The sequence below is a fragment of the Flavonifractor sp. An10 genome (genome assembly GCF_002161215.1).
GTDB classification, from domain to species: Bacteria; Bacillota; Clostridia; order Oscillospirales; family Oscillospiraceae; genus Flavonifractor; species Flavonifractor avistercoris.
On sequence record NZ_NFMB01000006.1, the window covers coordinates 137,380 to 160,898 of the forward strand.

The window sequence follows — 23,519 nt, forward strand, 5'->3', positions numbered from 1 at the left end:
TTAAAGAGGGTAAGCTGCGGCTGTGGCACGCCCCCGCTGTTTGGAGGGAGAAGATTGATCAGAAGCCGAGCATGCGTTCCAGAAAGGTGCTACCCATATAGATGTTGGTACTGGAGATCGCGGAGACCCACATCCACGCTGTCAGGAAGGAACACAGGAACGTGCCCGTCCAGATAGATTTGGTGAGCTTATAGCAAATCCTGGAAACAAAGATGGTGATGGGAACAAAGATGATTGTAGCCCCGGTAACAGAGCCTTCGCTGATCAAGTTCACATAGAAATTGGTGGGGTCGGATCCGGTGTACATGCCGATGACATGAATTGCATGATTAATCCAGACGCCGAGTGACCCAATAACCACAGTGCCAATCAGCGGCATAACGAACTTCTTCTCCTTCAGGGACACCATGTTTACTGCCGCGTTGGTCACAAAATACACCGGGACCAGGAAGATCAGATAACGCAGAGCCTGGGTCCAGTGGATCAGTTGCATATCGGTAAAAACACACATCCATAGTCTGTAGTCCTGCCCGAACAAATAGCGGATCATAGCCATTGAGGCATAGCAAGCCATAAAAATTACTACCGACAAAAGCAGAGTCCGCAGGAACGCACTCCTGCTCATCTTGATGCCCAGAATCTCCAGTCCGTTCTTGTTGTGTATCCTTTTGTTTATCAAGACATAGGCGGCGATGAGCACCAGCAGGAGTATCGCAGACCAACTCATATAGACGTAAACAAAGTTCGCCGTTTTATCTAGCGGAAGGAACTTATTCGAAGGCATTAACACCACCAGTGGGTTACTCAGCATCTTCATGCTGTTGTTGCACAGGTAGCTGCAGAACGTGCAGATTATAACGATCAGAACCATAAATATACCGTACTGTGCCTTGCTGTATACGATGTAGTTTGAGGCGGGATGCTCCAAGGCAACAGGAGCGTAATAGGAGCCTTTAAGCAGCCACCCGATCAGGGCCACAGCAAAGCCCAGCATAGACAGCATAGCCGCAAAGTTGAGATACTCCCGCACGATCCAAATGATATTGTCGGCAGGGATCCCTTGATCTTCGGCAAGAGGCCCGTTGTTAAAGTCCACCACCTGCTGGGCATATTCCACCAACTTGCCTGCAGTGCTTTCGCAGAAGGACTCAAAGAACTCTGCGGAGTGGGTAGCGTGATCCACAGGGATGACGATGCGGGTGCTGCGCGCCTCGATCGCATCGAGGAGCGCATTGTTGTCAAGGATAGAAGCGGAGTCGAAGTCGCCCAACTGTACCCCGGTTCCGTCGGCTTCATTGACCACCTGAACCCAGGTATCCACGGGCAGAGTATCTCCCGTTTGGAAATAGCTGTTTGGGAAAACGGGGTCAGCTAGACTCATATAGTTGTGGTCCCAGTTGCCGCACAGGAGCGCGATGTTCGTCTGTAGATAGCGGGTCACCTCGTGCCCAGCAACGGACACTTTTTGGGGTGCGAGCGCGTCCACGATACCGATTCCGGTATTGCCGATGGACACCACGCCTTTAATGCGTGTATTGATATACTCGGAATACTCCTCGGACTTGGCGTCAAAGAATTTCCGCTGATCCTCGTTCAGATACTGGTCGGCCAGCACGAAAGCGTCTTGAGCGATCTCCTCTTCGGTGAAGGAAATACCGAACTCGTTATACATGAAATTAATCAGCATATCGTTTAAGGTGAAATAGGGGCAATCCAGCATGGCGGCGTAGCCGCAACGGTATCCTCCCTGAGAGTGTCCGGCAATAATGATCTTGGTGGGGTCGACGAAGGTAAGAGTCCGTACATAGTTCACGGCGTCCCACAGCCCTTGGGATGTGACCGCCATATTTTCAACGCCGCTACCGTCCTCATCGTACATGGGCTGGCCAGACAGTCCAGAGCCGTACGAGCTGACATTTAGGACTACATAACCGCGCCGGGAGAGCTCCTGCGCGAATCCATTCATCACATCTTTTGTACAACCGCCACCATGGGAGAGGACCACGCAGGGGAGACTACTGTTAGAGTTTGTATAGGCCGGAGTGTACAAATCGCCATCCTGCACAGCTCCGCGTGCGTCGAACTTAACTCTCTCAATATTTACCCGCCCAAAAGAAGTTTGTACCATGGAGGCCATGAAGCTAAAGATCAAAATCAGGCAGGCAAACAAAAGTGCATAGTGTTTGCATCCCTCTCTGGTCGATAGCGAAAAAAAACGTCTTTTCATCACATTCCCTCCTCAACGATAAAGTGATAGCGAAAGCAACCTGTACTGTATGATAGGACGCATCCGCCATATAGGCGGATACTATGGACGGTTTTCTCCCTTGACCACACCTCTTTTCGTGACTTTGTGTAAATGACCGGGCAGGGGCCATGCCCTGCCTGTTTTGTCCTTTTTTGTTTCCTCCCTGTATACTACCTCCAATCTGAAAACAGAATATGCAAAAGCGCGGCTGTCCCTCACAGCCGCGCTTCTCTTCACTCATGCGCATAAAAACATATTAGTTTTTCAAAACTAAAATAGCAGATTCACAAATTTCTGTCAATAGCATTTTCAATTTTATATATTTCGCACAATTATCTGTGTCGATTTTTGACAGTCCTGGCGTGCCGCAGGGGCTTGCAATTTTGCGGCGGAGCTGTTATGATAAAGATACCTCAGTGCAGAGAAATGATGAGATGCGCAGAGCGGGGAAATGCCGCTTTGCGCTTTTTTCTGCTGGGGCATTGTTTTCACATCGGGAGGAGAGGCACATGGAAACACCGCAGCTTTTGGAGCTTCTGGCCGCCGGGCCGGTCATTGCGGCGGTTAAGGACGAGGAAGGGCTGGCACAGGCGCTGGAGAGCGACGTCTCCGTGCTGTTTCTCCTCTACGGCGACATCCTGACCATCCGGGACACGGCGGAGCGGGTGCGGGAGGCGGGCAAGCGGGTCTTTGTCCATTTGGATCTGATTGATGGACTGGCCGCCCGGGAGATCTCCGCTGACTTTATCGCCCGCAGCACCAGTGCCGACGGGGTGATCTCCACCAAGGCGGCCCTGACCCGCCGGGCGCGGGAACTGGGTCTGGTGGCCATCCAGCGGATTTTTCTGCTGGACTCCATGGCGCTGAAAAACGTGGAGCGGCACTTCTCCCACGAGTCCGCCGACCTGGTGGAGGTGCTGCCCGGCCTGATGCCCAAGATTATCCGCCGCCTGTGCGACACCACCGGCAGGCCCATCATCGCCGGGGGACTGATCACCGACAAGGAGGACGTGACCGGCGCCCTGGGCGCCGGGGCGGTGGCTGTTTCCTCCACCAATCCCGCCGTGTGGCGCATGTAGCCCGGCCCAACTGTACATCGTTTGTTTCCGGAGAGTGAGAGCGAAACAGAGCCGCCCCCCTGTGGGGCTGTCCTGTCCCGCTCTTTTTTTCTTCTGTACCGGGGGGAGAGCTCCCCGCACCCTGTCTTGTGGAGGTTTTGCTATGTACGACGTCCTCATCATCGGCTGCGGCATCACGGGCGCGGCCACGGCCTTTGAGCTGTCCAAATACCGGCTCCGGGTGGGCATCCTGGAGCGGGAGAATGACGTGGCCGACGGCACCACCAAGGCCAACTCCGCCATTCTCCACGCCGGCTACGACCCCCTGCCCGGCTCCCTGATGGCCCGGCTCAATGTGCGGGGCGTGGCCCTGGCCCGGCAGCTCTGCACCGCCCTGGACGTGCCCTATTCCCCCTGCGGCTCCCTGGTGCTGGGCTTCACCCCGGCGGATCGGGAGGCCCTGGCGGAGCTGTACCGGCGGGGAAACGTCAACGGCGTGCCCGGCCTGGCCCTGCTCACCGGGGACGAGGCCCGGGCCCTGGAGCCCAGCCTGTCCCCGGCGGTGACCGCCGCCCTCCACGCCCCCTCGGCGGCTATCTGTTCTCCCTGGGAGTACTGCCTGGCCCTGGCGGAGACGGCGGTGCGCAACGGGGCAGAACTCCACCTGGAGACGGCAGTCACCGGCCTGTACCCCACGGAGACAGGCTGGCGGGTGGAGACCAGCCGGGGGGAGCTGGAGAGCCGGTGGGTGGTCAACGCCGCCGGGCTGGACGCCCAGGTCGTCCACGAGATGGCGGCCCCCCGTACCTTCACCCTTCATCCCTCCCGGGGCCAGTACTTCCTGCTGGACAAGAGCGAGGGGGATCGGGTGGGCCGGGTGATCTTCCAGTGCCCCAACGAACACGGCAAGGGGGTGCTGGTGACCCCCACAGTCCACGGCAACCTGCTGGTAGGCCCCAACGCCGAGCCGGTGGAGGGGGACGACACCGCCACCACCGCCGCCGGCCTGGATTTTGTGCGAGGAACCGCCCTGCGCTCGGTGCCGTCGGTGGACTTTCGGACTGTCATCCGCAGCTTCGCGGGGGTGCGGGCGGTAGCCGACACCGGGGACTTCGTCATTGAGGAGGCCGCGCCCCGGTTCCTGGATCTGGCAGGTATCTGCTCCCCTGGCCTGTCCGCCGCCCCCGCCGTGGGAGAGTACGCCGCAGAGCTGATGGGGCGGGCGGGCCTGCCCCTTGAGCGGAAGGCCAGCTTTCAAGCTTCGCGCCGCCGGGTGCGTTTCAAGGAGCTACCCGAGGGGGAAAAGGCCCGCCTGGCGGCGGAACGGCCCGACTACGGCCGGATCATCTGCCGCTGCGAGACCGTCACGGAGGGGGAGATCCTGGACGCCCTCCGCGCCCCCATCCCGCCCCGGTCGGTGGACGGGGTGAAGCGCCGGGTGGGCGCCGGGCTGGGCCGCTGTCAGGGCGGCTTCTGCGGCCCCCGGGTGGTGGAGCTGCTCTGCCGGGAGCTGGGCTGCTCCCCGGGGGAGATCGTGCAGGACAGGGCTGGCTCCTGGCTGCTGGCCCGGGAGACGAAGGGAGGAAAGACCGATGTATGATCTCATTGTCATCGGCGGCGGCCCCGCCGGTCTGGCCGCCGCCTGCGCCGCCTGGGAGGCGGGGCTGCATCGGGTTCTGATCGTGGAGCGGGACAGGGAACTGGGGGGGATCCTCAACCAGTGCATCCACAACGGCTTCGGGCTTCACTACTTCAAGGAGGAGCTCACCGGCCCGGAGTACGCCGGACGGTTTGTGAATATGCTCCGTGACACCGGAGTGGAGGTGCGGCTGGATACCATGGTGCTGGAGGTGGGGGCTGACCGCCGGGTTCATATGGTGGGGAAAGCCACCGGCTATCGGGTAGAGGAGGCACGGAGCGTCCTGCTGGCCATGGGCTGCCGGGAGCGCACCCGGGGGGCTATCTCTATTCCCGGCACCCGACCCGCCGGCATCTTCACCGCCGGAGCCGCCCAGCGGTATGTGAACATGGAGGGGTGGCTGCCCGGGGAGCGGGTGGTGATCCTGGGCAGCGGGGACATCGGCCTCATCATGGCCCGGCGCATGACCCTGGAAGGGGCCAAGGTGCTGGCCTGCGTGGAGGTCATGCCCTATTCCGGCGGCCTGAACCGAAACATCGTCCAGTGCCTCCACGACTATGACATCCCCCTCTATCTCTCCCACACCGTCACCGAGATCCGGGGAAAGAACCGGGTGGAGCAAGTGGTGGTGTCAAAGGTGGACGAGCAGCGGCGGCCCATTCCGGGGAGCGAGATGATCTTTGACTGTGACACCTTGCTGCTGTCGGTGGGGCTGATCCCGGAGAACGAGCTCACCCGCCAGGCGGGCATCGCCATCGACCCCCGCACCAGCGGCGCGGTGGTGTATGAGAATATGGAGACCTCCCTGCCCGGGGTGTTCGCCAGCGGCAATGTGGCCCACGTTCACGATCTGGTGGACTTTGTCACCGCCGAGAGCCAGCGGGCCGGGCGGGCCGCCGCCCGCTATGTGCTGGAGGGGGCGGGCCCGGAGGAGTCCGCACTGGAGGTGGTCAGCGGGGACTGCGTCACCTACACAGTGCCCCAGCACATCCGCCCAGGCCGGGTGGAGCAGGGGTGCGAGCTCTTTTTCCGGGTCAACCGGGTGTGCGGGCCCAGCCGGATTGCAGTCACCAGCGGCGGCCGCCAGCTGGCCGCCTTCCGCCGGGACTGCCTGGCCCCCGGCGAGATGGAACACATCACTCTACCCCGGGCACTGCTGGATAAGGCCGATGGAGCCATTACCATTGCCGTCGAGGAGGTGAAGGCCGGATGAAGGAACTCATCTGCATTGTCTGTCCCAGGGGCTGCCATCTGAAGGTGGACGAGGCCTGCGGCTACACGGTCACGGGCAATGGCTGTCCCCGGGGGGAGGCGTATGGAAAGCGCGAGCTGACCCATCCCACCCGGGTGATCACCTCCACAGTGCGCTGTACCGGCGGCGCATACCCCCGCTGCCCGGTCAAGACCAGCGGCCCCGTGCCCAAGGAGCGGATTTTTGACGTGGCGGCGGCGCTGGACGGTATCACGGTGGAGGCGCCTGTCCGGCTGGGGCAGGTAGTGGTAAAGGACGTCTGCGGCACCGGGGCCGACTTTGTGTCCACCCGGGCACTGCCGCAGACAGATGAGGCGGCGGGAGGCGCGTAATATGGGCAAGTACATTTTGGCCCTGGATCAGGGCACCACCAGCTCCCGGGCCATTCTCTTCGACCGGGAGCAGAACATCCTGGGGGTGAGCCAGCGGGAGCTGGCGCAGCACTACCCCCGGGAGGGCTGGGTGGAGCAGGACGCCATGGAGATCTGGTCTACCCAGTACGGCGTGATGATGGAGGCCATCGCCCGGTCGGGGGTGGAGCCGCCGGAGATTGCCGCCATCGGCATCACCAACCAGCGGGAGACCACCATCCTGTGGGACAGGGCCACCGGCCGGCCCCTGCACAACGCCATTGTGTGGCAGTGCCGCCGCACGGCGGAGCTGGTGGATCAGCTCCGCTCCGACGGGCTGGAGGAGCACATCCGGGCCGTCACCGGCCTGCTCCCCGACGCCTACTTCTCCGCCACCAAGCTCAAGTGGCTGCTGGATCACGTGGAGGGGGCGCGGGAGAAGGCGGCGCGTGGGGAGGTGCTCTTCGGCACGGTGGACAGCTGGCTGGTGTGGAAGCTCACCGGCGGGGCGGTTCACGTCACCGATGTGACCAACGCCTCCCGCACCATGCTCTTCGATATCCACAGGCTGGACTGGGACGACACCCTGCTGGAGGCTTTGGACATCCCCCGCTCCGTGCTGCCGGAGGTGCGCTCCTCCAGCGAGATCTACGGCTATACCGACATACAGGGGGTACGCATCCCCATCGCGGGCATGGCCGGCGACCAGCAGGCCGCCCTCTTCGGCCAGGGCTGCTTCTCCCCCGGGGACGCCAAGAACACCTACGGCACCGGCTGCTTCCTGCTGATGAACACCGGGGATACCCCCTGTGAGAGCAGGAACGGCCTGCTGACCACCATTGCCGTGGGCCTCAACGGCAAGGTGGAGTACGCCCTGGAGGGCTCGGTGTTCGTGGGGGGCGCGGTGATCCAGTGGCTGCGGGACGAGCTGCGCTTTTTCCCCGACAGCCGGGACGCGGAGTACTACGCCCGGAAGGCGCCCGACAACGGGGGCGTGTACCTGGTGCCCGCCTTCACGGGGCTGGGGGCGCCCTACTGGGACATGTACGCCCGGGGCATGCTCATCGGCCTCACCCGGGGCACCCGGCGGGAGCACATCACCCGGGCGGCCCAGGAGTCCATCGCCTACCAGGTGGCAGACCTGGCCCGGGCCATGGAGGCGGACACCGGGGTGCCCCTCACCAGCCTGAAGGCCGACGGGGGCGCCAGCCGGGACGGCTTCCTCATGCAGTTCCAGGCGGATATCCTGGGCCGGGCGGTGCTGCGTCCCGCCATCCGGGAGACCACCGCCCTGGGGGCGGCCTATCTGGCCGGCCTGGCCGCCGGCGTGTGGGAGAGCCGGGAGGAGCTCTCCCGCCTGTGGCGGTGCGACACCACCTTCTCCCCCGCCATGGACGCCCGGCACCGGGAGTGCCTGCTGGCGGACTGGCACCGGGCCGTGGAGCGCTGCCGGGGATGGGTAAATCAGGCCGATAGCTCCACGCTGTGAGATATCGCAAGATTCCCCCCTTTCGGAGCGGGGAGGATAAACGCTGATTTTGGGGGATGTTTTTCTGCATGCGGCAGACGCCCTCTGAAAAGTCGCCAGGCAGCATACCTACATGAAAACTCAGAGGAAGAACGCCTCCGAGGAGCCTTGGTTTGGGGCTCCTTGGGGGCGTTCCATTTTAGTGCTAGAATATAGGCTAGCCATCAGCAAATTGCCGCTACCGCAGACCATTTCACAGGACGGTGTGTTAGAAAAGTGTTAAAAACAAAAAAGCAAGTGGTCAAAAAGCGAAAAAAGTACCGCATTCCAACGGAATGCGGTACTTTTTGGTTGGGGGAAGGATTTGAACCTTCGATCTCCGGGTTATGAGCTGCTGCCGGCGGTTCAATCCGTTGATTTCAGACGCTTTCCGACCCCTTTTGTTCCGAAAATCTTCCAAATCCCGGAGGTCATATGCTCTCCGCTCCGCCGGGATTTTTCCTGTTCTGGGTCAGGTTATGGGTCAAGGCAGCAGCCCTGCCTCAAAATTTGCGCCGGATATAAACAAAGAAAAGTCCTATGTGCCTGCCCTGTCCTTGCCGGGCGGCATAATCCAGAACTTCATGGCCGGATAGCTGAGTATGACCTGCACCGCAATGTTGACCAGGTTGGCCAGCGTGGGCGCCAGCGGCTGGGGCACCCCCAGGCTCAGAAAGAGTGCCTGGCTGTAGGCCGGCAGGGCAGCGGAGAGCAGCACCAGCACCACCGCCAGCAGAATATACTTGGGCACCGCCCGGCGGAACTGCGCATTGGAGCGGAACACCAGATTTTTCTGGACAAAGAAGTTGACGGCCTGGGCGGCGGCCGTGGCCGCGAGAAAGCTCAGGAAGCCGCACAGGCCCAGGTCGTTGGCCACATCGGTGTAGTCGAAGAAGAGGAAGCGAAAGGGCAGCGTGCGCAGCGGGGTGAAGAGAAGGCCGGTACACAGCCACATGACCAGGAAGTTGACTATGGTGGCGCAGTTGGACAGCAGGTTGAAGAGGATAAATTCCCACAGGGTCGGGTGGGTGCCGATCCACCGTTTCAGGGCAGTCACGGCTCCGCCACCTTCTTTCGATCCATCCGGCGCTTCCGCCGCCAGGCCGCCAGCAGATGAACCGCCCCCCGGCAGAACCGGCCGTTGAAGAGCTCCACCAGAGCCCGCACCATGTCCATGTCCACCATGCCCGCCGTCATTTTGGCAACGGCCCGGAAGGGCATGCCTAGGCGGAACAGTGCGTTGAGATCCGGCTTGTCCGCCGGGGCGGCTCTATCCGCCTGGCGCCGGAGGATTCGGTACACCAACCGGCCCGCCCATCCTTTTGCATAACGGAGCTGGGAAAAGGTGTCGTTCTCGGTGAGAGGGGCGGCGCGGTTCCACCTGGCGGGAGGGATGGGCCGGCCCAGCAGGGCGGTGAATTCCTGGTCGGTGACCTGGTGAACCTGCCCTGTAATATAGTGGGGCAGCCCGGACAGGTCATAGGGAGCCGGTGCCCCGGAACCCTCTACGGACAGGGAGCCGGAGAGGCGGATGTCGGCGCAGGAGGCCCCCACCATCACCTGATAGATGCCCTCCTCTGCCTCCCAGCGGCCGGTTTTGACATTAAAATAGCGGAAGGCGTATGCATCCAGAGGAATGGTCACCCGGCGGGACTCGCCGGGCGCCAGAGAGACCTTGGCAAAGCCCTTCAGCTCCAGGGCCGGGCGGAAAAGCAGGCTGTCCGGCTTGGCAATATAGAGCTGGGCGACCTCCGCCCCGGCCGCAGGGCCGGTGTTGGTCAGGGTGAAGGACACCTGCCGGGACGTGGCCTCCAGGCCATCATAGGCAAAGCTGGTGTAGCTCAGCCCGAAGCCGAAGGGGAAGCGGACGGGCACCCGGGCGGTCTGGTAATAGCGGTAGCCCACGAAGGGCCCCTCCCGGTACTCGGCAGTGCGCTCCCGGCCGGGATACCAGGGGGCGCAGGGGGTATCCTCCAGCCTCATGGGCCAGCTCTCGGCCAGCTTGCCGGAAGGGGTGACCCGGCCGGTAAGCACGTCTGCCGCGCCGCCGGCCCCGGCCTGTCCCCCCAGCCCGCCCAGCAGCAGGGCCTTACAGTGAGCAATCCAGGGCGTCTCCACCGGCGCGCCGCAGGTGAGCAGCACCACCACGTCGGGGTTGACGGCGGACACGGCCTCCAGCAGCTTGATCTGGTTGTCCCGCAGGGCCAGGGACTCACGGTCGAGCCCCTCGGTCTCCGTCCGCTCGTCCAGGCCCAGATAGGCCAGAACCACATCCGCCGTCCGGGCCAGCGCCGCGGCCTCGGCCAGCAGGCCGGCGTCCTCCCCGCCGTGGCGGAGGAAGCCGGGGGCGTACCCCGCCACCTCCAGGCCGCTCTCCCTGAGACAGTCCAGAGGGCTGTCCACCCGGGTGGGATTGACACAGCTGGAACCGCCCCCCTGAAACCGCAGCCTGTCCGCGAAGTCCCCGATCACGGCCACCCGGGTGCCGGGGGCCAGGGGGAGCAGGCTGCCCTCGTTTTTCAGCAGCACCGCGCATTCCGCGGCGGCCCGGCGGGCAAAGGCGTGGTGGGCTTCCCGGTCGAAATCCGGGACGGAGCGCGCGGCCGCGGGCGTTTCCGGCAGATTGCGGAGCAGTTCTGCCGCCATCTTTGTTACCCAGGCGCTGTCCAGCCGCCCGGAGCGGACGGCTGCCAGCAGCTCCCTGTCAGCGGCGGGGCCGGCGGCGGGCATTTCCAGATGGCTGCCCGCCGCCACCCCGGCCGCATGGTCGTTGGAGCCGCCCCAGTCGGTGACTACACAGCCGCCGAAGCCCCACTCGTCCACCAGAATATCCCGCAGCAGCTGCCGGTTCTCGTTGGCATAGATGCCGTTGATGCGGTTGTAGGCGGACATGATCCATTGGGGATGGCCCTCCTTCACCGCGATTTCAAAGCCGGTGAGGTAGAGCTCCCGCAGGGTGCGCTCGTCCACCACGCTGTCGGAGTGCATGCGCAGGGTCTCCTGGCTGTTGACGGCAAAGTGCTTGGGGCAGGCGGCCGTCCCCTGGGACTGGATGCCCCGGATACAGGCCGCCGCCAGCTTGCCGGAGAGGCAGGGATCCTCCGAAAAGTACTCAAAATTCCGGCCGCACAGAGGGGAGCGCTTGATATTCAGCCCCGGCCCCAGCAGCACATCCACCCCCAGGGCGGCGGCCTCCGCCCCCAGATGCCGGCCGATCTCCTCCTCCAGGGCCACATCCCAGGCGTTGGCCAGGGTGGCCGGGGCGGGGTAGCAGGTGGCGGGCAGGCTGGGGTTGAGCCCCAGATGATCCGCCGCCCCCGCCTGCTTCCGCACCCCCAGCGGCCCGTCGGAGAAGCAGATGGACGGGATGCCCAGCCGGGGCATCGCCTTGCTGGTGAACTGGGTTCCGCCGGAGAGAAGGGCGCACGCCTCCTCCAAGGTCAGATGTTTCTCACGCTTGTCGTGATCCCTCGGCACCTTAAAGACTCCCCCGGTTCTTTTTATACCCCTTCAGCAGCAGGATTTCACCCGCCGCCAGGGCAGCGGCCAGCACCACGTCGATGACGATCATGCCCATCTTCCAGGGCTCCATCCGCACAGCCACCTCACCGGAGTATTCATAGCCGTTGGCAAAGGTGTAGAGAATGTTGTGGCAGGCGGTGCGCATATAGTTCAGGGAAGTGGCGCTGGTGTAGTCCTCCAGTTCCTGAGCGCCGCCCACGGCGGAGGAGAGCATCATATCACCGCCGTTGCGGATGGCCCGGTCGGCGCTCTTGTAGTTCTGCGCCTGGGCAAAGGAGTCGGTGACCACCACGCCCTGGAAGCCCCATTCACCCCGAAGCAGGTCGTTGAGCAGAGCGGAGCAGGAGCCTGTCCACTGCGTGCCGATGTAGTTCAGAGCGGACATGACCGCGGTGGCCCCGCCCTCCTTGACGGCCATCTCAAAGCCCTTCAGATAGAGCTCCCGGGCGGCCTGTTCCGTGCTCCAGACGCAGATCTGGTTCTCCCGGTTCTGCTCCAGATCGTTGAGGGCAAAGTGCTTGATGTAGCAGTACACGCCCTTGTCCTGGGCCCCCTTGGTCTCGGCGGCGGCCATATAGCCGGTAAGCATGCCGTCCTCCGAGTAGTACTCAAAGTTGCGCCCGGAGAAGGCGGAACGGTGGATGTTCATGGCCGGGCCATACCAGCCGTTGACGCCCAGCTCCCGGGCCTCCTGCCCGATTTGGGAGCCCCGCTCGTAGGCCAGATCCTTATTCCAGGTGCAGGCAATCAGGGTGGCACAGGGGAATGCGGTGCCGCTGTTGCCATTGAAGAAGGAGGACAGGCCTGCCGGGCCGTCCACATCTACGGTATATACCTTGCCGATATGACTGATGGCGCCGCCCTGGTAGCCGCCGGAGGAGATCATATAGCGCATGTCCTCCACGGTGAGCTGATCCAGCATATCCTCCCACAGGGGGTCGTCATAGTCCAGGCCGTACATGTCCTTCATGGTCAGGCCGTTGTCCTCTCCCATTACCGGCGCCACATCGCTGGGATCGTTCTCGGCAAAGGGGTCATAGTTGGAGTTGTTGACGTAGACCGCCTTGTATTCCTCCGGCATTTCGTAGCTGGAGGGGCCGGCGGTGGCCTCCTCGTAATTGGCAAAGCCGTCCGCCCGGCTCAGATAGGTCACGTCTCCCTCGATCCACTGGAAGAGGTCCTGGGCCGCCGCCTGGTCGGTGGAGCGGGGGTTGTCCTCACCATAGACAATGTCCTCATCCAGGGTATAGGTCTGCTGGGCCAGCACGGTGTGGGAGTCGGAGCGGATGCTCACGGTATAGTCCCCGTGCTCCAGCACATAACAGCCGTGTCCGTAGGAGTCATAGGACGCCATATCCTCCAGAGCAATGGAGAAAGAGATGGTCTGGCTCTCCCCCGGCTCCAGCAGGTCGGTCTTGGCAAAGTCAATCAGGTTGACGGACGCCTTTTCAATTCCGCCGTTGTAATAGGGCGGCGTATAGTAGACCTCTACCACGTCCTTGCCTGCCTGATCGCCGGTATTGGTCACCGTCACGTCAAAGATGAGGTTTCCGTCCCCGTCGGCAGTCATCGCCCCCATCTCCTGGGTGAACTGGGTATAGCTCAGGCCATAGCCGAAGGGATACTGCACAGCGGCATCGTAGTCCAGGAAGCCCTCCTCGTCCGCCGTCTCGTAGAATTTATAGCCCACATAGATGCCCTCTACATTGTGTACAAAGGAGACGATGGGGTTCCCCTCCGTGCCGAACTCCTCCATGTTCGTATAGCGGAAGTCACCGATGTTGTTGAAGTTATTGATGGAGGTCAGATCATATACCCAGGTATCCACCAGGCGGCCGGAGGGATTGACCGTGCCGTTGAGCACGGAGCCCAAAGCATTGAAGCCGGTCTGCCCGGGGCCGGCGATGGTGACCACGCCGCCGATGTTGTCGTACTCCTCCACCCAGCCCAGCTCAAATGCGTTGGCGCTGTTGTACACCACGACCACGTTTTCATAAGTGGAAGTGACATAGTCGACCATTTCCCGCTCGGTTTTGCTCAGCTCCAGGATCGTCTGGCCCTCTGTGAAGTCGCCGGGATTTCCTTCGTAGGTGACCGCTGTCACGTCGGTGGGCAGGTCAGCGCCCTCGCCGCCCACACGGGTGATCACGATGAGCGCCGTGTCGGAAAAATCCCGGGCGCTGTCCAGCAGTTCCTGGGGGTACTCACTCATCATGGGCTCCGGCAGCGTCCAGTCCTGCTCCACTCGGGCGATTCTGGGCCGGTCGGAGCGGTAGGAGACATAGAAGTCGGACAGCTCCGTGTTCAGCTCAAATCCGGCGTTTTCCAGGCCGTCCAGCAGGGTGACGGCGGTGGAGGTGTCTACCGCGCCGGAGCCCGTCCCGCCGTAACAGGGGTTGGTGGAGGCCCATCCGAACACATTCAGCCTGGTGTTCTGGGCCAGGGGGAGCAGGCCGTCGTTCTCCAGCAGGACAATCCCCTCCCCGGAGATCTCCTCAATCAGCGCCTCGCTTTCCGCCTTTGTCTCCGCGCTCAGCTCCGCAGGCACGGCGAACACCAGGCTCATCACGTTGCTCAGGGGGTTCAGGCAGATCAGGTTTGCGCCCAGCGCAAGGGTCAGGATGCAGGCCAGCACCGATTCGCCCCGCACCAGGCGCTTGACTGCGCGGGATTTTTTCCGCATGGCAATCCACAGGACAATGGTGGCCGCCAAAACGGCGAAGAATGGAATCAGATAGGGCAGCGCCTGCATGGTGTAGTCGTATACATCCTGCATATTCAGCACATCAGCCGCTCCGGCGGCGCCGGCCGCCGGCATCGCTGCCGCCAGCCCTCCCATACAGGCCGCCGCGGCAAGACATCTGTTCGCGCTTCTTTTCAACACGGGAAACTCCTCCTCGCTTCTGTATTGGGCCGGTTCCTTCCGGCACCTTACAGCAATACCCTAGCACAGTTTGGAGATCCGTGCGCGCGGCCGGCACAGACTGACGGGTTTTCAGCAAAATTTGCTGAAGCAATCATATAAAATGCACAAAAAGAGGCGGCGGTTTTTAGTTCAAGTGCCGCCGCCGGACTGTGGAAAGAGCACCCTCAGCTCGAACCAGCCTCCGCCGACCTGGACGGTGGCCGCCCCGCCGTATTTCCTGGCCACGTAGCGGATGCTCTTCAGGCCGTAGCCGTGGAAGCGGGGATCCCCCTTGGTGCTGGCGGGCAGGCCGTCCTCAAAGGCCAGCTGATCCTCGCAGTAATTCTCCAGGCGCAGCAGAACAAAGCCCTTCTGGGCCGATATGGTCATATGAATCAGCCGCTTTTCCGGGTCGGCAATCTTCTCCTCGTATTCAATGGCGTTGTCCAGGGCGTTACCCACCAGGGTGCACAGATCCATCACATCCATGAAGTCCAGCAGCCTTCCATCGGCCACGCAGGTGAGGGTGATTTGATTGCGCGCGCAGTAAAGGTCCTTGCTGGTGAGCACCGTGTCCAGCACCGAATTGTCCGTCTTGTTCTGGGCCTCGTACTGCCGGATGTCCGCCTCCATGGCGTCCAGGAAGGCCCCGCGCCGGGCGGCATCCGGCTCCGCCCGCAGCACGGCGATCTGGTGCTTGAGGTCGTGGTATTTCCGGTTGATCAGCTCGATGCTCTCCCTGGACTGCTGGTACTGGATGTACTGGTTCTGAAGCACATTCTGCACGGCCTCCAGTTCCCGGCGGATCCGGAGCTCACCGCACTGGAGCAGATGGGCGAACAGGATGGCCACGCCCCCCAGATCCACCAGGGTGCGGATGTTGAGCACCGCCGCCCCGTAGGGCCCGCTGAAGGGGGTGCGTGCGGAGACAAAGCTCAGGTTGCTGACGGCAAAGACCGCCACGCCGATGATAAAGGCGGAACCCAGTTCCCTCCCGGTGATGCCCAGGCGCTGCTCCGGGGTCAGATGCCGCCGCACCAGCCATCCCATCAGCAGGAAGACTCCGCCGTATACCCCCGCCAGCACCAGGAAGCCGGGGGCGCGCTGCGCGCCGTCCGGCCACAGGAAGCAGTGGAGCTGCCACTCCAGTGAGGCGGCCAGCTCGGCCAGCACGAAGGCCTGGACACAGAGGTAGCCCGCGTCCAGAGGGGCGGCGCCGCCGCAAAGCCAGAGAAACAGAAACATCAGGCCCACCGCCGCGGCCATGCATGGAATCCAGAAGGGGAGCGGAAGCCCGCCGGTGGGGCCCAGAAAGGCCCCCTGAACGGCCAGGGCTCCCGCAGCGGCCAGCCAAAACCGCCAGCCGCGCAGCCGCCCCCGCAGGGGCAGCACATAGATCAGGCAGGCGCACCACTCCGCCAGGGCGGTGTAAAGGCGGGGAATGTCCGGCATGGGGTTCATTTGACCACCTCGCCCAGATAGTTGGTCAGGGCCTCCATGAAGGCGGCCCGGCGGGGGCGGCTGAGCTGGAGCTGCTCCCCGTGAACCAGGGCGGAGCCGTCCTGCACCCCGTCTACGTGCTCCAGATTGATGAGATAGCCGTTGTTGCCGCGGAAAAAGTGAAGCCCCTCCAGCCGGGCCTCAACCTCCTTCATCGTCCCGGTGGAGGAGTAGACGCCCGCGGCGGTATGGTACAGCAGGGTGTGGCCCTGGCTCTCCACATAGTAGAGCAGGGACACGTCCACCTTCTGGCTGCCGCCCTTCACCGGGATCACGAGATACTTCCGTTCCCGGCGCTTCATGCGGGCGACCGCCCGCTCCAGCCGCTGGGTGAAGGCAAAATAGCTCACCGGCTTGAGCACATAGTCCAGCGCATCCACGGCATAGCCCTTGATGGCATACTGGGCCATGTTGGTGATGAAGATGATTACCACCTCGCTGTCCCGCCTGCGGATCTCTTCCGCCGCCGTCATTCCGTCCAGGAAGGGCATCTCCACATCCAGGAGGATCAGGTCAAACTGGGCCCGGTACCCCTCCACAATTTCGTCGCCATCGGTATAGACCGCCACCTCGATGGGCTCGCCGCTCTCCCGGCTGTACCGGCCCAGATAGTCCTGAAGCTGCCGGGCATAGCTGGGATCATCCTCTACGATTGCGATATGAAGCATACGGCTGCCCCCCTCCAAGATGTGGCTGTCTGCTTCTTAGTATAGCAGGAATCCCGCATTTTGCAAAAGCATATCGTGTGATATTCTGTAAGAAGTCTATGTCAATGCCTCACCCGTGAAAACGCAAAAGCTCCACACTGTCAGGGAAGCAAGTGTTCGCGTCAAGTCTAGATGACAGACATCACCCACCCACGTGTGGGGCAAGCAGAGCACCTGGCTTGCCGCAAGCGGCCGCCAAACGCCTTTTGCGGGCAGAAGCCCGCACCCACTTTGCACCGTGAGCATCCGGCGTACTCAAGCACGAGGCGGACAGGCAGGAGGAAACCGCTGTCGCGGCCGTGTGCACCCTGTGTGCCGGTTTCAGAGCGGAAGCGGGGCAAGCTGCCCCCGGAACGGGAATTTCGGCGGTGTTGGGCCGTGTGTGGGGCGGTGGCTGTCTGGGACAGCCATGACGCGGCGATCCTGGCCATCCAGAACATTCAATTCCAGAAGAAGAACGCCTCCGGGGAGTCCCGTTTCGGGTTCTCTGGGGGCGTTCGATTTTAGTACTAGGATAAAGAGAGGTGGTCGCAAGCGCCCCGCCTCCCGGCCTGAACGCCCCGCAGCGCGGGGCGTTCAGGCTGTCGCGGAAGATGCACCTTTTCGCCACAGCCGGCGGTTTTAGGTGGTCGTCAATTTGAAAAGTCCAGCGATCCCGGGGGTTAAATGTTGCCCGTAATATGGTGAGCCGTTTCCATTTCGCTTTTGCCGTGATGCATACCATCAAAAATTGTCTCCATCCGATCAGAAAGGACGTGCTGGGAATGACCCTGCGCACGTCCTTTTTGATTTATCTTCCTGCCGGCTGCGATGGTGGTATGTACCCCTTACGACGCGGGTAAAAATCAGGCATAAGCGCAATACGGGCACCTGACGTATCAGAAATATCAGTACTTTACATATTATTTACACAAAATTGACATCCGCCATGTCGCTGACAGTCCTGATTTTTGCTAGATTATTAAAATGGATATGTCATACCCTGGGATTCTACAGGGGCGACCCCGAAAATCCGGCAGACGGTTCGTATTCTTCTGCTGGAGGGGATGGAGGGATCGGAATGGTGCGGACAGAACACAGCATCGTGGGCCAGGTATATGAGGCGAAGACAGACCCGGAGGCGGCGGATCGCCTGATCGGCCAGTACATGGGCTTTATTCGCAGTGAGACGGTAAAATTCACTCACGCCGCCCCGGAGGACGGCCACGAGGACGAGCTGAGCATCGCCATGCTGGCCTTCTACGAGGCCATCCTGAGCTATGAAAAGGGGCGGGGGGCGTTTCTCCCCTATGCGGCCCGGGCCATCCGGAACCGGCTCATCGACCACTACCGGGCGGAAAAGCGGCACGGAAACGTGATCTCCCTCCACACGCCCCTGGGCACGGAGGAGGACGGCGGTGAGCTGCTGGACACCATCCCAGACACGGTGGATCATGCGGACGCCTATGAGACGCGCACGGCCAGCCAGCGGGAGATTCAGGAGTTCGGCGCCCAGCTGGCGGCCTTCGGCATCTCCTTTTCCGATGTGGCGGACAACTGCCCCCGGCAGGAGCGCACCCTGGCCGCCTGCCGCCGGGTGCTGGATCACGCCCGGGCCCATCCGGAGCTGCTGGATCGGCTGGTGGAGACGGGCCGCCTGCCCATGAACGAGCTGGCGGCGGGCTCCGGCACCGACAAAAAGACCATGGAGCGGCACAGGAAGTATCTGGTGGCCATTCTGCTGGCCTTCACCAACGGCTATGAGATCATCCGGGGGCACCTGCGGCAGCTGGCCCCGGCGAAGGGAGGGAGCGGAAAATGAGCTATCTGGTCATGGAAACCCACCCGGCCTACGCGGTGCTGCTGGACGAGGAGGGGCGCTTTCTGAAGGCGGCCAACCTGCGCTACCAGGTGGGAGACACCGTCCAGGACATTGTGGAACTGCAGCCGCCCAAGGCGAAGTCCCCCGCCCTGTGGAAGCCCCTGTCCGGCGTGGCCGGCCTGGCCGCCTGCCTCTGCCTGGTCTTCTTTGGCTACTACCAGCCCAACTACACGGCCTACGGCACGCTGCGCATCCAGATCAACCCGGATGTGGAGATGACGGTCAGCCGTACCGACCGGGTGCTGGGACTGGATGGCCTGAATGAGGACGGCGAGGCGCTGATCGCCGGCTACGCCTACCAGGGCAAAGACCGGGAGACCGCCGCCGGCGAGCTGGTGGAGCGGGCCATTGATATGGGCTATCTCTCCGACGGAGAAACCGTGTCCATCACCGTCACCAGCGCCGACGCCGATTGGCAGGCCCGGGAGGAACAGGAGGCCCGGGAGGATCTGGAGGAGCGTTACGGGCAGACCATTGTGATTCAGATCGGCCCCCTGGAAGAGGAGCCCCCTGCAACAGAGATCGTGATCCCGGTGACACCGCCCACGCCGGAACCCACGCCGGAGCCATCTCCGGAGCCGACTGCTCCGCCGGCGATTCCGGATAACACGGACTACGGCACCAGCGGCGATGGTGTGACTGACTACCAAGACACCGATTACGGCCCATACGCCGACGGCGTCACCGACTACACGGACACCGGCGGGGAAACGTACAGCGACGGCGTCACGGACTATGAGGCCCGGGATGACGACGACTGGGACGACAGCCGGGATGACGGCGACGACGATGACGATGATGACAGCGAGGATGATGACGACGGCGGGGATGACGACTGAGGCGCCGCAAATAAGCGGATAAAAATTTTGAAAGAAACCCCGGTTTGGGGGGCGGGCCCCCGTATTCTCCCCATGTAAGCCAAAGAGAAAAACTTTTTTGCAAGACCCCGTTTTTCAGGCAGCGGCTTCGTAATCTATCAGCAGAGAACACAAAACAAACTGTATTTTCTGAGGTGAATGAGATGAAAAAGAACTTCACTCCCAAGCTGTTTGGACTGGCCCTGACCACTGCCCTGACCCTGACCACCCTGACCGCCTGCGGAGGCGGCACCACCGCGCTCCAGCCGGGCACGGACGCCCAGGGCGCCGCCCTCACCCCCGCCCCGGAGAGCCCCGCCGCAAGCGTGGGCACCGTGCTGCTGAGCGTCAACCCGGAGATCGAGATGGACTACGACGAGGCGGGCAACGTGGTGGCCCTCAATGGCCTCAACGACGACGGGAAGGCCGTCCTGGCCTCCTACACCGGCTATGAGGGCAGGGCCTGCACCGCCGTCGTCGGCGAGCTGGTGAATGAGATCAACGCCGGCGGCTACTTCGATACCACCATCGACGGCCATGAGAAGAACATCGTCCTCAAGCTGGAGCGGGGCTCCCGGTATCCCAGCGACCAGTTCCTCAACGAGCTGGCCCAGGCGGTTCGCCTGGTGGTGGAGGCCGATCAGATCGGCTCCCAGACCGTGGCCCTGGACGATGACGACTACGATGATACATACGCCGACAAGGGTTACATCAACGCCCAGGCGGCGCAGGGTATCCTCTCCACCCAGCTGGGCCGGGATGATATCCAGTTCGTGGAAAAGGACTACGATCTGGACGACGGGGAGTACGAGGTGGAGTTTGTCATGGACGGCGTGGAGTATGAGTACGAGGTCAACGCCGTCACCGGCAAGGTCACGGAGATGGACGCGGACTACCAGGACTACGACGACACCGATTACGGCCCCGGCAGCGACGGAATCACGGACTATGCGGATACGGACTATGGCCCCAACGCGGACGGCGTCACCGACTACGACGACACGGACTACGGCCCCAATGCCGACGGCGTCACCGACTACGACGACACCGACTACGGCCCCAATGCCGATGGCGTCACCGACTACAGCGATGATGACTGGGACGATGACGGCGATGATGATTGGGACGACGATGATGATTGGGACGACGATGATGATTGGGACGACGACGATGACGACGACTGGGACGACTGAGTCCATCCGGCTGCGGCACGAGCTGAAGCACCAGATCTCTCCCCAGGAGGATCTGGTGCTCGCCGGCCGGCTGCGGAAGCTCTTCCGCCGCGACGCACACGCGGGCGCGGACGGAACCTACCGGATCACCAGCCTGTATTTTGACACACCCTATGACGCCGCCCTGCGGGAGAAGCTGGACGGGGTGGATCGGCGGGAGAAATTCCGCCTGCGGTACTACGGGGATGATCCCGCCTGGCTGAAGCTGGAGAAGAAGTATAAAATCAACGGCCTGTGCGGCAAGCGCAGCGCCCGGCTGTCCCGGGCGGAGGCGGAGGCCCTGCTGTCGGGGGAGCACGGCTTTTTGCTGGAGAGCGGCGACCCCCTGCTGCTGGAGTTCTACAGCAAGCTGCGGGGGAACGGCCTGGCGCCCCGTACCGTGGTCTGCTACGACCGGGAGGCCTTCGCCTATGCGCCGGGCAATGTGCGCGTCACCCTGGACCGGAACATCCGCACCGGACGCAGCGCCCTGGAGTTCTTCCAACCGGAGCGGTTCGCCCTCAGGCCCCTGGATGGATCCACGGTGCTGGAGGTCAAATACGACGCGTTTCTGCCCGAGCTGGTGCGCCTGGCGGTGCAGACCCCCAACCGGCGGGCCGGGGCCTGCTCCAAGTACGCCCTGTGCCGCCGGTTCGACTGAAAAACATACGGGAAGGAGTGGCCTCCATGACCACCTTTCAGGATATCTTCCAATCCAGCTTTCTGGAGCGGCTGGACAGCGTCTCCCTGCTGGATACCGCCATCGCCCTGGCGCTGGCCTTTCTGCTGGGCCTGTTCATCTTCCTGGTGTATAAGCGGAGCTACAGCGGGGTCATGTACTCCCCCAGCTTCGGCGTGACCCTCATCGCCCTCACCCTGATCACCACCCTGCTGATCCTGGCGGTGACCAGCAACATCGTCCTCTCCCTGGGCATGGTGGGCGCCCTGTCCATCGTCCGCTTCCGCACCGCCGTCAAGGAGCCCATGGACATCGCCTTCCTGTTCTGGGCCATCGCCGCGGGCATTGTGCTGGCGGCGGGGCTGATCCCCCTGGCGGTGGTGGGCAGCCTCTTTGTGGGCGTGGTGCTGCTGGTGTTCTCCCGGCAGAAAAACGGCGAGTCCCCCTACATCCTGGTGGTTCACTGCGCGTCCCAGGACGAGGAGGCCCAGGTTCGGGCGCTGGTGGAGGCCCGGGTGCGGCGGCTCAACCTGAAGAGCAAGAGTGTCTCCCCCGGTCAGATTGAGCTGAATTATGAGGTGCGCCTCCGGGACGCGGACACCGGCTTTGTGGGTGAGCTGGGTGCCATGGCAGGGGTGAGCCATGTGGTGCTGGTCTCCTACAACGGGGACTACATGGGCTAGGCCATGATCCGCCACCGACACATCGAGGGCATCTGCGCGCTGGCCATGGTGCTGGCCCTGACGCTGACGGGGCTGCTCTTTTTCGGGGAGCGCCTGGGGCTTCAGGCCGCCAGCGCCGCGCCGGAGTACGCCGCCCGCCTCTTTGACGGCAGCCGCGTCCACACTGTGGATATTCAGGTGGAGAACTGGGCGCAGTTCCTGGCGGACGCGCCGGCGGAGGAATACGTCCCCTGCACCGCCGTCATTGATGGAGAGACATTTCACCAGGTGGGCCTGCGGGCCAAGGGGAACAACTCCCTGCGGCTGACAGAGGAATACGGCCTGAGCCGGTACAGCCTCAAGCTGGAGTTCGACCACTATGTGGACGGGGGGAGCTACCACGGCCTGGACAAGTTCTCCCTGGACGCCTCCTTTCAGGACAACAGCTATCTGAAAACCTGGCTGGCGTACGACATGATGGCTTTCATGGGGGTGCCCGCCCCGCTGTGCAGCTATGTGTGGGTGACGGTGAACGGCCGGCCCTGGGGGCTGTTCCTGGCCATCGAGGAGCCGGAGGAGGCCTTTGCCCGGCGGAACTTCGGCGCGGATCACGGGCAGCTCTACAAGCCGGACTACACCTCCCTGAACGCGGAGAACGCCGACCTGGCCCTGCGGTATGTGGATGATGACCCGGCCAGCTACCCCAATCTCTTTGATAACGCCAAATTTGACGTGGACGCCGGAGATCAGGCCCGGCTGATCCGGGCCCTGCGGGTGCTGTCCACCGGGGAGAACCTGGAGACGGCGGTGAACGTGGACGAGGTGCTGCGGTATTTTGTGGTGCAGGTGTTCGTCATGAACTGGGACAGCTACCTGGGCCACACGGGGCACAACTACTTCCTCTACGAGGAGGACGGGGTGCTCTCCATCCTGCCCTGGGACTACAATCTGGCCTTCGGCACCTACGCCCTGGGCATGACCAATCCCATCCGCGACCCCAACGTGCTCCTCAACTGGCCCATCAACACCCCCGCCCGGGGGGAGACCATGCTGGAGCGGCCCCTCTACCACAACCTGATGAAGAACGACGAATATTTTGCCCGGTACCACGCCTATTTTGACCAGCTGCTCACGGAATACTTCGAGAGCGGCCGGTACGAGGCGGAGATCCGGGAGACCCAGGCGCTGATCGCCCCCTATGTGGAGGCGGATCCCACAGCCTTCTGCTCCTATGAGGAGCATCTGCTGGCGGTGGACACCCTGCTGGAGGTGTGCTGCCTGCGATCCGAGAGCGTCCGGGGCCAGATGGAGGGGCTCTATCCCGCCACGCTGGCCCAGCAGGCGGAGCACCCCGGCGCAGGGGTGGACGCCTCCCACATCGCCCTGGGGAATCTGGGGGATTTTGGGGATCTGGAGGATGCCAGGGCGCGGCAGGACATTGCCCTGGCCGCTCTGGAATGAACCGGGCCCATCCAGTCCATGATGTCCGGAACAGCTGCATATGAAAACATATCCCTCCGAGGCGGAATCGCCGCATCGGAGGGATTTTCACAGCGTATTT

At 62.7% G+C, this 23,519-nt stretch carries 17 protein-coding genes; 11 read left to right on the top strand and 6 right to left on the bottom strand.

The features are described 5' to 3' along the window. Positions 1-58 precede the first annotated feature (58 nt). On the bottom strand, positions 59-2,227 hold the full coding sequence (locus B5E42_RS11915) for a prolyl oligopeptidase family serine peptidase (RefSeq protein ID WP_087239934.1): 2,169 nt from the start codon (positions 2,225-2,227) through the stop codon (positions 59-61). Positions 2,228-2,757: 530 nt separating this feature from the next. Here B5E42_RS11915 and B5E42_RS11920 point away from each other — a divergent pair. The 5 genes from B5E42_RS11920 to glpK all read left to right on the top strand — a co-directional run bounded on the left by B5E42_RS11920 (position 2,758) and on the right by glpK (position 8,036). Beyond that, a complete protein-coding gene (locus B5E42_RS11920; RefSeq protein ID WP_087239936.1) occupies positions 2,758-3,327 on the top strand; it encodes a glycerol-3-phosphate responsive antiterminator in 570 nt (189 codons plus the stop codon). A 142-nt stretch (positions 3,328-3,469) separates the two neighbouring features. After that, positions 3,470-4,906 carry an NAD(P)/FAD-dependent oxidoreductase gene (locus B5E42_RS11925; RefSeq protein WP_087239938.1) on the top strand — a complete coding sequence of 479 codons (1,437 nt, stop codon included), beginning with the start codon at positions 3,470-3,472 and terminating at the stop codon, positions 4,904-4,906. Next, on the top strand, positions 4,899-6,158 hold the full coding sequence (locus B5E42_RS11930; RefSeq protein WP_087239940.1) for an FAD-dependent oxidoreductase: 1,260 nt from the start codon (positions 4,899-4,901) through the stop codon (positions 6,156-6,158). Before B5E42_RS11925 ends, B5E42_RS11930 begins: the two co-directional genes overlap by 8 nt. Then, positions 6,155-6,529, top strand: coding sequence for a DUF1667 domain-containing protein (locus tag B5E42_RS11935; RefSeq protein ID WP_087239942.1), 375 nt, complete (start codon positions 6,155-6,157; stop codon positions 6,527-6,529). The genes B5E42_RS11930 and B5E42_RS11935 overlap by 4 nt, the downstream gene beginning before the upstream one ends. A gap of 1 nt (position 6,530) precedes the next feature. Further along, entirely contained in the window at positions 6,531-8,036 is a 1,506-nt protein-coding gene (gene glpK, locus B5E42_RS11940) for a glycerol kinase GlpK (protein WP_087239944.1), read from the top strand. 556 nt (positions 8,037-8,592) lie between these two features. Here the strand turns inward: glpK and B5E42_RS11945 are convergent. The 5 genes from B5E42_RS11945 to B5E42_RS11965 form a co-directional block, all read right to left on the bottom strand. Further along, positions 8,593-9,111 carry a GtrA family protein gene (locus tag B5E42_RS11945; RefSeq protein ID WP_087239946.1) on the bottom strand — a complete coding sequence of 173 codons (519 nt, stop codon included), beginning with the start codon at positions 9,109-9,111 and terminating at the stop codon, positions 8,593-8,595. After that, the gene (locus tag B5E42_RS11950; protein ID WP_242967116.1) at positions 9,108-11,531 is read right to left on the bottom strand and encodes a glycoside hydrolase family 3 C-terminal domain-containing protein; all 2,424 of its coding nucleotides are present in this window, start codon (positions 11,529-11,531) and stop codon (positions 9,108-9,110) included. Before B5E42_RS11950 ends, B5E42_RS11945 begins: the two co-directional genes overlap by 4 nt. Before the next feature lies 1 nt (position 11,532). Beyond that, a complete protein-coding gene (locus B5E42_RS11955) occupies positions 11,533-14,352 on the bottom strand; it encodes a glycoside hydrolase family 3 N-terminal domain-containing protein (protein ID WP_087240251.1) in 2,820 nt (939 codons plus the stop codon). 279 nt (positions 14,353-14,631) lie between these two features. After that, positions 14,632-15,942, bottom strand: a complete 1,311-nt coding sequence (locus B5E42_RS11960; protein WP_087239949.1) for a sensor histidine kinase — start codon at positions 15,940-15,942, stop codon at positions 14,632-14,634. Continuing rightward, entirely contained in the window at positions 15,939-16,649 is a 711-nt protein-coding gene (locus B5E42_RS11965) for a LytTR family DNA-binding domain-containing protein (protein WP_087239952.1), read from the bottom strand. The genes B5E42_RS11960 and B5E42_RS11965 overlap by 4 nt, the downstream gene beginning before the upstream one ends. 1,099 nt (positions 16,650-17,748) lie before the next feature. Here B5E42_RS11965 and B5E42_RS11975 point away from each other — a divergent pair. The 6 genes from B5E42_RS11975 to B5E42_RS12000 all read left to right on the top strand — a co-directional run bounded on the left by B5E42_RS11975 (position 17,749) and on the right by B5E42_RS12000 (position 23,419). Then, positions 17,749-18,489 carry a sigma factor gene (locus B5E42_RS11975; protein WP_343214191.1) on the top strand — a complete coding sequence of 247 codons (741 nt, stop codon included), beginning with the start codon at positions 17,749-17,751 and terminating at the stop codon, positions 18,487-18,489. Then, positions 18,486-19,388: a hypothetical protein gene (locus B5E42_RS19215; protein ID WP_087239956.1), complete on the top strand. Its 903-nt coding sequence runs from the start codon at positions 18,486-18,488 to the stop codon at positions 19,386-19,388. Before B5E42_RS11975 ends, B5E42_RS19215 begins: the two co-directional genes overlap by 4 nt. Before the next feature lie 182 nt (positions 19,389-19,570). Continuing rightward, a complete protein-coding gene (locus B5E42_RS11985) occupies positions 19,571-20,599 on the top strand; it encodes a PepSY domain-containing protein (protein ID WP_087239958.1) in 1,029 nt (342 codons plus the stop codon). Further along, entirely contained in the window at positions 20,577-21,278 is a 702-nt protein-coding gene (locus tag B5E42_RS11990) for a polyphosphate polymerase domain-containing protein (protein ID WP_242967117.1), read from the top strand. The genes B5E42_RS11985 and B5E42_RS11990 overlap by 23 nt, the downstream gene beginning before the upstream one ends. Before the next feature lie 26 nt (positions 21,279-21,304). Next, on the top strand, positions 21,305-21,979 hold the full coding sequence (locus tag B5E42_RS11995; RefSeq protein ID WP_087239960.1) for a DUF4956 domain-containing protein: 675 nt from the start codon (positions 21,305-21,307) through the stop codon (positions 21,977-21,979). Positions 21,980-21,982: 3 nt separating this feature from the next. Further along, positions 21,983-23,419, top strand: coding sequence for a CotH kinase family protein (locus B5E42_RS12000; protein ID WP_087239962.1), 1,437 nt, complete (start codon positions 21,983-21,985; stop codon positions 23,417-23,419). Positions 23,420-23,519 lie beyond the last annotated feature (100 nt).